Origin of the sequence: Pseudoalteromonas sp. SIMBA_162 (assembly GCF_046535955.1) — a bacterium.
GTDB classification, from domain to species: Bacteria; Pseudomonadota; Gammaproteobacteria; order Enterobacterales; family Alteromonadaceae; genus Pseudoalteromonas; species Pseudoalteromonas marina.
In genome coordinates this window covers 18,962-30,489 of record NZ_JAWJBQ010000010.1, presented here as the reverse complement: position 1 = coordinate 30,489, position 11,528 = coordinate 18,962, and the positions used below count along the sequence as shown (strand labels likewise).

The window sequence follows — 11,528 nt, the reverse complement described above, 5'->3', positions numbered from 1 at the left end:
ATAAAGCATTTATTTAAAAGTCGTACTTAACTCTTAAAGTAACGCGTCGTGGGAGAATTGGGCGACCTACAAAATATGGGTTGTCTGACGTTTGGCTATTACCTAAACGCGGCGAGCCTTCGGTTACACCATCAGAGTCAAACAAGTTAAATACCCCTACGCTTAAGCGTACTGTTTGCTCTGGTGCAATTTGCCAGTTATAACCTGCATCAAACCTAAATAAGTGAAATGAATCAAGCTCTACCGAGTTCGAGTCGTTAGCATAGTTTTTACCGGTAAAGTTATGGTAAATCGATGCATCCCAGTTATCTGCGGTATAACTGATAGATGAGTTAAATAATATTTTCGGTTTACGGCGTAACTCGTTGCCAATAATAGAAGAGTCTGAATCAAACTCAGTAAATTCGTGGTCGGTGTAGGTCATGTTGGCATCAACAGCCCACTCGTCGGTAATATCGTAACGACCAGTAAGCTCCACACCCGTTGCTTTGGTCGATTGCATAACTGGCAGCTCTAATACGCCCCCGTTACCATCGTTTACAAAGTCTACGCTGCGCCTGTCTTTTAAGTCGGTTCTAAATAAAGCAACGCTACCGCTAAAGTCGTTATCAAAAAACTTAACACCTAGCTCGCCTTGCTCAACAATTTCGGCTTCGTAGCTGGCAGGCTCGCCTAAATCGTTAAACTGAATACCTCTAATTTCTGGGAAGAAAAACCCGCGAGACGCATTGGCATATACATTTAAATTATCAGTTAAGCGATATAACGCCGCACCCGATACCGCAAATTCAGAGGTGTCTACCTCACCGTAGGTCATTACACCACTGCCTGTGGTGTTTACCTGTAAATTAGGCGCAAGTGATAGAGCATCAGAAATTTGTACAACTTGTCTGCCTTCACGGCTAATTTTGCCGTCTATTTCTTCATAGCGTACACCAAAGTCGATAATCCAATCATCGCTTTCCATTTGATCCGCTATGTAAAGTGCACGGCGCGTAGCGCTAATAGTTTGGTTAGTGTATGAAATACCAGGCCCACTAATGCCATTTTGTGTGTACTGAACAACATCGCCATCGGCATTGGTGTACGTTAAATCAACCAGCTTTGGGTTATTGTTAAACTCACCTAAGTAGGTCGTAATAACGTTATCGTCATCGGCTTCACTGTGTGAGAAAAACGTACCTACCGTGATATCGTGGCTAAAATCGCCAACAAAAATACTTTTAATAATATTAAATTCGGCAGAAAAATCTTCTGCTGGGCGGTCTCTATCTAAAATACGATTAGCAAATAATAAGTCATCGCTTGCCAGTGCCTGACCCGATGCAGTATAAGTAAACGCTGCACCACTTGCATCACCTAAACCACGGTTAGCTAAAAAGTCTTCTTGGCTCTCAGGGACGTTAATAATACCGTCGCCATCTAAAAATAGGTTAAATTCGTGCTGGTACTTTGCGTATTTGCTGCGCATGTTAATAGCAAAATCGTTAGCGAGCTCTTTTTCAAATACGACCGAGATTGAGCCACCTTTAGTTACCACACCATCACTAATTGGCGATTCATAACGACCATTGGCAGTATCGTAAGAGAGGTTAGATACATTAGCTGTTTGTAATGACTCCACTTCGCGTCCATCGTTACCAATTAAACGCTCACGGCTGTTACCATCAAGCGGAATAGGAAGGTAAAACTGCGCTTGATCGTCAATGTATTGGCCATAAACTGTAAATGAGCCTGAGCCGTCATCAAATTCTTTACGAATATTACCGCGAAGCTGAGTACCTTTAGTCTCAAGTCCTGTATCTAACGGGCCCTCGTCGTAACGGTAAAACCCCGATAGCGCATAGTAAAGGCCATCTTCGTTAAGCGGCCCGCTTGTAGCAAAATCTAAACGAGTACGACCCTGATCAGATAGCTCCATTTGCACGGTACTTTGCGGATCATCACTGCCTGTTTTAGAAATGTAGTTAATAATACCCGCTACAGAACCTTGGCCAAATAAGTTAGATACACCACCACGTACAAACTCTACACGCTCAATACCTAAGTCATTACGGTAGTAGACATCAAATGCCGACGAGTTTAAGCCAAAAACACTCAAACTAGGTGAACCGTCGTACGACAGTGGCGTAAACTGAAACTGACCCGACGAAGGTAAGCCCCTTACTTGTAGGTTTGTTGCAACCTCACCACCGCCCCCTTCTACTTTAATACCTGGGATGTAACGAAGTACATCTGCTTGGCTGCTTGATGAAAGCTTTACTAATTCGTCTTCGCTAATTGAGGTTACAGATTGTGGAGTGTCTGAAATTACACGCCCTTTACTGGTACCAGAGACGATAATACGCTCAACGTTATTAGCTTTTTTTGCTGTATCTGGCGCAGACTCTTCTGCGGCAAACGCGCCCTGTGCGAGGCATAAAGATACAATAGAGGCGATCGTTGTTTTATTCACGGGTATTCTCCAATTGTGCTAGTTGTCAGTGTGTATTTACTTAGAGTGTGGCTAAGTAAAATAAAAATAATCAAGATATACATGTTAGTTTTTTGTTACTTCGAACAGGATTTAAGCACAGAAAAAAAACATTTACAACCCATAATGAGTGCTTTAGTATTATATAAATCGAAAATAACACACAAAGAGCACCCAATATGACTACTATAAACAGCAGTAAAATTGATGCAGTCACAGCTTCATCACTTGCAGACCTTGCTACTAAAACACTTATAGCAAACGATTTAGGTGGCTATACAGTACCAACACATGGCCTTTACCCGTTTCAATGGAACTGGGATTCAGCAATAACTGCGCTAGGTTGGATGAAGTCTGATGAGGAGCGTGCGTGGCAAGAAATTGATGTGTTATTTTCAGGTCAGTGGGATGACGGTATGGTGCCACATATCTTATTTCATAAAGATGCCGACACGTATTTCCCAGGTCCTGATGTTTGGGGCTCAGACAAAAAAATTAAAAGTACGTCTATTTCACAGCCACCCGTTGTGGCCACAGTAATGAAAGAAATGCTTGCAAGCGCACAAGATAAAACCCTTGCAGAGCAAAAAGTTAAGGCATTATTCTCAAAAGTTGTTGATTACCATTTATGGTGGTACAACGACCGCGATCCTGAAAATACAGGTTTAGTAGTGACTTACCATCCGTGGGAGTCGGGCATGGATAACAGCCCATCATGGGATGACGCACTCCAAGCCGTGCCATGTGTTGATTGGGAGTACACTCGTCGTGATACAAGCCATGTAGATTCGTCGCAGCGCCCACATAAAAGTGAGTACGACCGCTTTTTATACCTAGTAGACTTTTTTAAACGTAACAACTTTGACAGCAAAGTGATTTACGAGACCAGCCCTTACAAAATGAACGACCTAGGTATTATTGCTATTTTACATCGCGCCACAAAAGATTTACTCGAAATGGGTGAAAAACTAGATTTAAGCGATGCACGCACTGATTATTTAGCCCAACGTGCTGAGCTTACAACACAATCTATTAACACCCTGTGGTGTGAGCAAAGCCAGTATTTTTACTGTAAAGACATTCTAACTAATAGCCTAGCTAAAGTTAAAACCTCAGCAGCACTATTAACTGTTTATGCTGGTTTAACAACTGACGAGCAAACTCAGATTATTAATACCGCAACTGAAGACTTTATTGAGTCGAGCCAATTTAGTGTGGCTTCTACTCACCCTAAAGAAGAAAAGTACGAACCACAGCGCTACTGGCGCGGCCCTATTTGGTTACACATTAACTGGATGATAGCCACAGGCCTTAAAGAAGCAGGTTTTGTGACAACCGCTGAAAAAATTCAGGATGACACCCGCGACTTAGTGCTTAAATCGGGTTACTACGAATACTTTAACCCAGAAACTGGCGCAGGCTGTGGTGGTAAAGACTTCTCATGGACAGCAGCAATTGCACTGCATTGGCTACTTGATTAATAACTAAGGCAGCATAATGAAACACACAATATGTTTTGGTGAAGTACTGGTTGATTTACTCTCAGATAAATTAAGTCAAAACAACAGCGAGCACGAAGCATTTACTAAATTTGCAGGTGGTGCACCTGCAAACGTAAGCGTAGCCATTGCAAAGCTAGGTGGTAACGCTTACTTTGCTGGCATGCTAAGCACCGACAGCTTTGGTGATTTTTTACATAACGCTTTAAAAGAGCAAGGCGTAAAAACCGACTTTATGCGTTTTACAAGCCAAGCTAAAACCGCACTTGCGTTTGTATCACTTGATAAGGACGGCGACCGTACGTTTGAGTTTTACCGCGATAACACCGCCGATCTGCACTTTACTAATAGTGACTTTAACAGTGAATGGTTTGAGCAATGCGATATTTTTCATATTTGCTCAAATACCTTAACCGACGAGCGCATACGTAAAACTACCGCGTATGGGGTTGAATTTGCCAAGCAAAATAACTCAATTGTCAGTTTTGACATTAACTTGCGCCTAAACTTATGGCCAAGTAATGCCGACCCGCGTGAACACATTTTACCCTTGCTAAAACACTGCTCTATTATTAAAGCCTCAAAAGAAGAGCTTGAGTATTTAGCCGGTGAGCAAACGGGTGAAGAATTTATTGCCCACACACTTAATAACGGTTGTGAGTTATTTGTAGTTACTGATGCAGGCAACCCAATGCACTGGTATACCAAAAATGCCAAGCAAACGCTTATCCCAAAAAAAATAACTATGGTTGATGCCACCGCAGCAGGTGATGCATTTGTAGGTGGGTTACTGTATCAGCTAGGCTTACAAAATTTAACGCCTGCAAGTTTTAGCGGGCTTTGCGACAAACCTAATACGCTAACAACTATATTTGAATTTGCTTCGTTATGTGGTGCACATGCCGCATCTTACAAAGGAGCGTTTACCTCCTTACCTAACGAAAAATCGCTTAACGATTTTAGGAGCGCACTATGAGTCACACACCTGACAACTTTAAAAGCCGCGAGTTTTTAACGCAGCACATTGCCGATACACTGGCGTTTTATGAGCCAAACATTGACGATGAACACGGCGGTTTTTACCAAAACTTTTCAGATGATGGTGAGGTGTTTGATAAGCAAACTCGCCATTTAGTAAGCTCCACTCGATTTGTATTTAATTATGCACGCGCGTACCAAACCTTTAATGACGAAAAGTATCTTAGCCGTGTTAAATCGGGTATTGAGTTTATTCGTAAGCATCATTTTGTTGAACAAACCGGTGGGTACAATTGGCTACTGAGTGTTGAGCAAGGTAAAGCCACCGTGCTTGATAACACAAACCATTGCTATGGTTTTGCATTTGTTATTTTAGCCTACAGCTGGGCGTACCGCGCAGGCGTTACAGAGGCGCGCGAATACCTAAGTGATACATTTCAAACAATGGAAACACATTTTTGGGATGCAAAGGCTGGTTTATATAAAGATCAACATAACAGTGACTTTACTGAGTGTGACCCGTATCGCGGCCAAAACGCCAACATGCATACGTGCGAAGCACTTATTGCCGCTTATGAAGCAACTCAAGATGAGCTATTTTCAAATCGTGCACTCACACTTGCCGACAACATGGTTAATCGCCAAGCTAATTTAATGGGCGGGCTTATTTGGGAGCACTACGATATAAATTGGCAGGTTGATTTAGAGTACAACAAAAACGACCCTAAAAATTTATTTCGCCCGTGGGGGTTTCAACCAGGTCACCAAACTGAGTGGTCAAAACTGCTGATGTTTTTAAATAAGCATAAGCCACAAACCTGGCTTGTAGAACGCGCCAAAGCTTTATTTGATGAGTCAATAAACGTTGCGTGGGATAAACAACACGGCGGTATTTGTTATGGGTTTGCGCCAGATAAAAGTATATGTGATGACGATAAGTACTTTTGGGTACAAGCCGAAACACTGTGTTGTGCAGCCTACCTTTATGAAACCACAGGGGATGAAAAATACCAGCAGTGGTATGACAAAATTTGGCAGTACTCGTGGCAGCACTTAGTTGATCATCAATACGGTGCGTGGTTTAGAATTTTAACCGTAGATAACAAAAAAATAGATAGCATGAAAAGCCCAATTGGTAAAACGGATTACCATACTATGGGTGCCTGCTTTGATGTGTTGGCGTTATTGAAATAACCCAATATGGTAAAACATTTAATTGTGTTGTGTAGACCTTTAAACCGCCTTTTTGGCGGTTTTTTTTGCCTAAATGATTACGCCTTTAACACCTAAAAATAATCACCACAAAATATAATTTTGTGCGCCCCCTACTTTTTAAACCTCACATTTTGAATAAACACCTAATAATAAAAAATTTTGCACGCCAGCGGCGTATAGTAATATAAAAGATAATAAAAAAGAGAAACAGGCAATGCCTAACGGGAATGACCCTCACACAATTAACCCCAAAGAACTTGTTGCTTGGCCGCGTATTGCAGCCATAGCCGCAATGCTCAGCTTTTCGCTGCCCACTTTTATCACCGGCCTAGAAATACATCAAAGTTCAAAGTGATCAGTAAATTATGGTGTTTATTAATAACGGTTAAAAACGAAAACATGGCCGCGTTTTTAAATGATGAAGTGCACGTAACCATTCCTGATTTAATATGCTGTATTAACAGCCAAACAGGCACACCCATTACTAATCCTAATTACGAGGTAGGCATGAAAGTAGCCGTTGTAATTTTGCCAGCGCCAAAGGAATTTATAGGCCCTAAAGGTTTAGAAATATTTGGCCCGCGTTACGCTGGAGTTAATAAACCTCATCAAGCGGTAATACCTAATTGCTAAAACTCAATTTTTAAGTTCATGTAACAAGTTCTCATAAACTTTTGCATGGCTTTTTGAGAATTCCACTTTAGTTCTATCTATTTTATTTAACCACAAAGCCGCTTGTGTTTTGTTACCCAACTCCCAATACGATTGCGCTAAACGTAAACTATAGGTTGCTTGGTAAATGCTATCCGGTTCGATGTAGTCGAACGCAGTTTTATAATATTTTACTGCGTTATTAAAATCATTATGCTTAAAATATGAAAAAGCTAAGTTACCTAGCGCAATTACAGTTTTAGCATGATGTTTTGTTCTTTTTATAGCGTTGTAGGCTTTTAAATTACTTTCTATCGCTTGAGGGTACTGTTGCCAATTGTAATAAATGTGCCCTTTATTGATGTGCAGCTCAAAGTGAAAAATAGCATCACTACTTTTTGCATAACGCTTTTCGGCATCAAGCAATACCCTTAGTGCCTTTTTTTTATCGCCAAATATGTGCTGTAAATTAGCCAGCTCTACAAGCCTTAAAGGATCACCAAATACATTATAAATTTCATCAAGTTGAGCAAATGCTTTTGCCGCATAGGCTTTCGCTTGTTGCTTATCACCCAAGTAATTAAGCGATTTAGCATAATAAAAATAAACTTGTATTTTAAATGCGCCGGGTAATTCTTCTTGGTCAACAAAGGGGCTTAATGCGCTATGAAGATTATCGAATTTTTGATAATCAAAATAATAGTCAAACTCGTAAGTTTTCAATTTATACCAATTAGAGGAGTTCTTTTGTGTATTTAAAAGGCGAGATTGAATGTAGGTTAAGCAATCTTGGTCTGTTTTCATACAAAACACTTCATGATCACTTAAGTTTTCAGAGGCTTTTGCACCCATGCTTACATATAAAAGCAAAAAAACAATTAAAACATGCTTCAGCATTAGAACACTCATATTAGCCACATAAGCTTTAAGTGTAATATGAGTGTGCTCTATTTAACAATGGATAAAATAACTACGCGTATTGCCCGGCTGCAAATCCACAGCTCCAAGCGTACTGAAAGTTATACCCTCCAAGCCAACCGGTTACATCCGTTACTTCCCCTATAAAGTACAAGCCTTGTGCTTTTTTGGCTTCAAACGTTTTAGAGCTTAGTTCGTCAGTATTTACACCACCCAGGGTTACTTCTGCAGTTCTATAACCTTCCGTTCCGTTGGGTTTTATTTGCCACGCATAAATGTAGTTAGCAAGGTCTTCAATTTGACTATGGGTAAGCTGATTAATATTGCAATCGGGTATTGCATTGCTTTCATGTAGTATTTCAATGAACCGTTTTGGCAATATTGTCGTTAGGCTATTTTTTAGTGATTTTTGAGGTTGCGTTTCTCGCCAGTCTGCAAGCTGCTGTTTTAAATCTAGCTCTGGAAGTAGGTTAATAGTAACAGCCTGCCCTGCACGCCAAAATGAACTTATTTGTAATATAGCGGGGCCAGATAAACCACGGTGCGTAAATAATATATTTTCTTTAAATGTGGTGCCGTCTTCACTTGTTACTTCGCACGGTATGCTAACGCCTGATAACCCTTCAAAGCGTTCTTTGTCGTGTTGGTGAAGGGTAAATGGTACAAGCGCGGCCATAGTAGGTAGTACGTTTAAACCAAACTGCTCAGCAATTTTATAACCAATAGGTGTAGCACCAAGCTTGGGCATAGTAAGCCCACCCGACGCAACCACTAACGACTCGCAATGTAAGGTCTCTTGCTCTGTGGTAACGCTATAACCCGACTCTGTTTTTTGTACATTAATCACTTCACTGCGCAAGGCTATATTTACACCTGCCCACTCGCATTCAGTAAGAAGTATATTAACAATATCTTGCGCACTATTATCACAAAACAGCTGGCCTAACGTTTTATGATGGTATGCCAAACCGTGGCGGTCCACCAGCTCAATAAAGTCATATTGCGTATAACGGCTCAAACATGATTTAACAAAATGTGGATTGCTGCATAAGTAATTTTCCGGTGCTGCATTCTCATTTGTAAAATTACAGCGCCCGCCACCACTAATTAAAATTTTACGACCCGGCTTTTTACCCATATCAAGTACTGTAACACGTCGGCCTCGGTATCCAGCTTGTGCTGCACACATTAATCCAGCCGCTCCCGCGCCAATTACAATTACATCTACCTGGGTCATCTATTTATCTCACTTAACAATTTGCTCGATTATAGCAAAATTTAATCGCCAGCAATGTACAGAATTCATTATTACAAATAACACAATAAATATACTTTCTACTTTTTAAAAGTATTAAAAAAACAAATCAAAAAGCAGTACCTTTATATCATTTTTATTTTATATGACAAATACAAAACAATGACAAACCCCTTTAAAACACTCGTTATAACTAAATGAAATAGGGACATAATGATTTAGTATTTTAACTTTATTAACACATAATTTACCTTTGTACCTGCATTGTGACAATCCATCACGATATAACTAATAAAAAAATCTAGGGAAAATTATGACAACAAGTAAAACATTTAATAAGTGTGCAATAGCACTTACCATTAGTACGCTTTTTGCTACTGCATCAAGCATGGCTAACCCAGCACAAGCAATTGGCCCTTCAGTGGCTGATACAACAGCTAAACTTCAAAATCAAAGTGGCTTTGAAACGCAATTCATCATTAAATATAAAAATAACAACGTTGATGCACTGAGTTACTCTACTGCAGATGAAAGCCCTGTAAACATGAAAGCACGTGCAAAAAACTTTGTTAAAAACTTTGCCTCTAAAAAAGGAAAAGTTAAAGCAAAGTACATTCGCGCAATGGCACTAAATAACCACCATGTTATGCGAGCAGATAAAAAACTTAGCGCAGCAGAAGCACAAGAGTTTATGCAAGAAATGGTTGATTCAGGCAACGTTGAGTACATTGAAGTTGACCAAATGTTAAAACCTTTTGCGACACCTAACGATCCGCGCTATGGCGACCAGTGGCACTACTATGAGCAAGCTGGCGGTCTGAACTTACCAACAGCTTGGGACACCGCAACAGGTAGTGGTGTAGTAGTGGCTGTTCTTGATACAGGTTACCGCCCTCATGCCGATTTAAACGCTAATATTTTGCCAGGTTACGATATGATTTCTAACCTATCAGTTGCTAACGATGGCGGCGGCCGTGATAGCGATGCACGTGATCCGGGCGATGCAGTAGCAGCCGGCGAATGTGGTAATAATGGTGCGCAAGGGTCTAGCTGGCATGGTACGCACGTTGCGGGTACTGTTGCAGCCGTTACAAATAATGGTGAAGGCGTTGCCGGTGTTGCTTATGACGCAAAAGTAGTTCCAGTACGTGTACTTGGTAAATGTGGTGGTTTAACGTCTGATATTGCCGACGGCATTATTTGGGCATCTGGCGGTAACGTATCGGGCATCCCTGGAAACCCTAACCCAGCTGATGTTATTAACATGAGCTTAGGCGGAAGTGGCTCTTGTAGTTCTACAACACAAAATGCAATCAATACAGCTCGCAACAATGGCGCTGTTGTAGTTATTGCAGCAGGTAACGATAACGATAACTCAGCAAACTACAACCCAGGTAACTGTAACGGTGTTGTTAATGTAGCATCAGTTGGTCGAAATGGTGGCCGTGCTTATTACTCAAACTACGGTAGTAACATTGATGTTGCTGCACCCGGTGGTGCACAAAGCTTTGCTAACGATTCTGAAGGTGTTCTGTCTACGTATAACTCGGGATCTTCTTCTCCATCAACCGATAGCTATTCATTCTCTCAAGGTACATCTATGGCCGCTCCGCACGTAGCGGGTGTAGCTGCACTTATCAAGCAAGCAAAACCAAATGCTACGCCTGATGAAATTGAGAGTATTTTAAAATCGTCTACTCGCTCATTCCCTGCAACATGTAACAACTGTGGTACAGGTATTGTTGATGCAGCAGCTGCTGTTGCCGCAGCAAGTGGCGGTACAACACCACCTACAACAGGTGATAATGAACTTGTTGATGGCGAAGCTAAAACAGGCTTAAGCGGTGGTGCTAACGCACAATATTTTTACACCATGACCGTACCAAGCGGAGCAACCAATGTGACGTTTACAATGAGCGGTGGTACAGGTGATGCCGATCTATACGTTCGTGCTGGCAGCCAACCAACTACATCAAGCTACGACTGTCGTCCGTACAAAGGCGGCAACAGCGAAGAATGTTCTATCGATAATCCAACGGCAGGTACATACCATGTAATGCTTCGTGGTTACTCTGCCTACTCTGGTGTTAGCTTGGTAGGTAATATCACAGGTGCATCTCCTGGTGGCGGCTCAGGCACACCTGAAGCAGGTGGTGGTACTGTTAGTGACGTAAGTGCCAGTGCTGGTCAGTGGAAACACTACACACTAGATGTGCCTGCAGGTATGTCTTCATTTACTGTGACTACTTCTGGTGGCACAGGTGATGCTGATTTATTTGTGAAGTTTGGTAGTCAGCCAACATCGTCTAGCTACGACTGTCGTCCATATAAAAATGGTAATGCTGAAACATGTACCTTTAATAACCCACAAGCCGGTACATGGCATTTAAGTGTAAATGCTTACAGAACCTTCTCTGGTTTAACTATTAGCGGACAATACCAACCATAATAGTAATTTCATAATCTTTGGGATAGCAAAGGCCAAACTGACTGTTTGGCCTTTTTTGTGAATAAGGTAATTTTTAGTTTAATGAGGCTT

Annotated in this window: 9 protein-coding genes; 6 read left to right on the top strand and 3 right to left on the bottom strand. The window is 41.2% G+C overall.

All coding sequences use genetic code 11. The annotated features are described in order from the left end of the window. Positions 1-13 precede the first annotated feature (13 nt). On the bottom strand, positions 14-2,455 hold the full coding sequence (locus tag R0J88_RS09260) for a TonB-dependent receptor (RefSeq protein WP_410899740.1): 2,442 nt from the start codon (positions 2,453-2,455) through the stop codon (positions 14-16). A gap of 197 nt (positions 2,456-2,652) precedes the next feature. Here R0J88_RS09260 and R0J88_RS09255 point away from each other — a divergent pair, with 197 nt between their 5' ends. The 5 genes from R0J88_RS09255 (at position 2,653) to R0J88_RS09235 (ending at position 6,798) form a co-directional block, all read left to right on the top strand. After that, positions 2,653-3,954: an MGH1-like glycoside hydrolase domain-containing protein gene (locus R0J88_RS09255; RefSeq protein ID WP_410899739.1), complete on the top strand. Its 1,302-nt coding sequence runs from the start codon at positions 2,653-2,655 to the stop codon at positions 3,952-3,954. Between the two features lie 16 nt (positions 3,955-3,970). Next, positions 3,971-4,948, top strand: a complete 978-nt coding sequence (locus R0J88_RS09250; protein WP_410899738.1) for a carbohydrate kinase family protein — start codon at positions 3,971-3,973, stop codon at positions 4,946-4,948. After that, entirely contained in the window at positions 4,945-6,144 is a 1,200-nt protein-coding gene (locus tag R0J88_RS09245; RefSeq protein WP_410899737.1) for an AGE family epimerase/isomerase, read from the top strand. The genes R0J88_RS09250 and R0J88_RS09245 overlap by 4 nt, the downstream gene beginning before the upstream one ends. 235 nt (positions 6,145-6,379) lie before the next feature. Further along, on the top strand, positions 6,380-6,520 hold the full coding sequence (locus R0J88_RS09240; protein ID WP_410899736.1) for a hypothetical protein: 141 nt from the start codon (positions 6,380-6,382) through the stop codon (positions 6,518-6,520). Then, the gene (locus R0J88_RS09235) at positions 6,517-6,798 is read left to right on the top strand and encodes a hypothetical protein (protein ID WP_410899735.1); all 282 of its coding nucleotides are present in this window, start codon (positions 6,517-6,519) and stop codon (positions 6,796-6,798) included. The genes R0J88_RS09240 and R0J88_RS09235 overlap by 4 nt, the downstream gene beginning before the upstream one ends. Before the next feature lie 3 nt (positions 6,799-6,801). Here R0J88_RS09235 and R0J88_RS09230 read toward each other — a convergent pair whose 3' ends face one another. Continuing rightward, positions 6,802-7,713 (bottom strand): tetratricopeptide repeat protein, encoded by a 912-nt coding sequence (locus tag R0J88_RS09230; RefSeq protein ID WP_410899734.1) that lies wholly within the window; start codon positions 7,711-7,713, stop codon positions 6,802-6,804. Positions 7,714-7,786: 73 nt separating this feature from the next. Continuing rightward, a complete protein-coding gene (locus tag R0J88_RS09225; RefSeq protein WP_410899733.1) occupies positions 7,787-8,971 on the bottom strand; it encodes an NAD(P)/FAD-dependent oxidoreductase in 1,185 nt (394 codons plus the stop codon). A 331-nt stretch (positions 8,972-9,302) separates the two neighbouring features. Here R0J88_RS09225 and R0J88_RS09220 point away from each other — a divergent pair, with 331 nt between their 5' ends. Beyond that, positions 9,303-11,438: a S8 family peptidase gene (locus R0J88_RS09220; RefSeq protein ID WP_410899732.1), complete on the top strand. Its 2,136-nt coding sequence runs from the start codon at positions 9,303-9,305 to the stop codon at positions 11,436-11,438. The last annotated feature ends 90 nt before the right edge of the window (positions 11,439-11,528 follow it).

Coding starts and splice junctions, on each gene's coding strand:
- R0J88_RS09255 (WP_410899739.1), top strand. CDS start 2,653: ATGACTACTATAAACAGCAGTAAAATTGATGCAGTCACAGCTTCATCA.
- R0J88_RS09250 (WP_410899738.1), top strand. CDS start 3,971: ATGAAACACACAATATGTTTTGGTGAAGTACTGGTTGATTTACTCTCA.
- R0J88_RS09245 (WP_410899737.1), top strand. CDS start 4,945: ATGAGTCACACACCTGACAACTTTAAAAGCCGCGAGTTTTTAACGCAG.
- R0J88_RS09240 (WP_410899736.1), top strand. CDS start 6,380: ATGCCTAACGGGAATGACCCTCACACAATTAACCCCAAAGAACTTGTT.
- R0J88_RS09230 (WP_410899734.1), bottom strand. CDS start 7,713: ATGCTGAAGCATGTTTTAATTGTTTTTTTGCTTTTATATGTAAGCATG.
- R0J88_RS09225 (WP_410899733.1), bottom strand. CDS start 8,971: ATGACCCAGGTAGATGTAATTGTAATTGGCGCGGGAGCGGCTGGATTA.
- R0J88_RS09220 (WP_410899732.1), top strand. CDS start 9,303: ATGACAACAAGTAAAACATTTAATAAGTGTGCAATAGCACTTACCATT.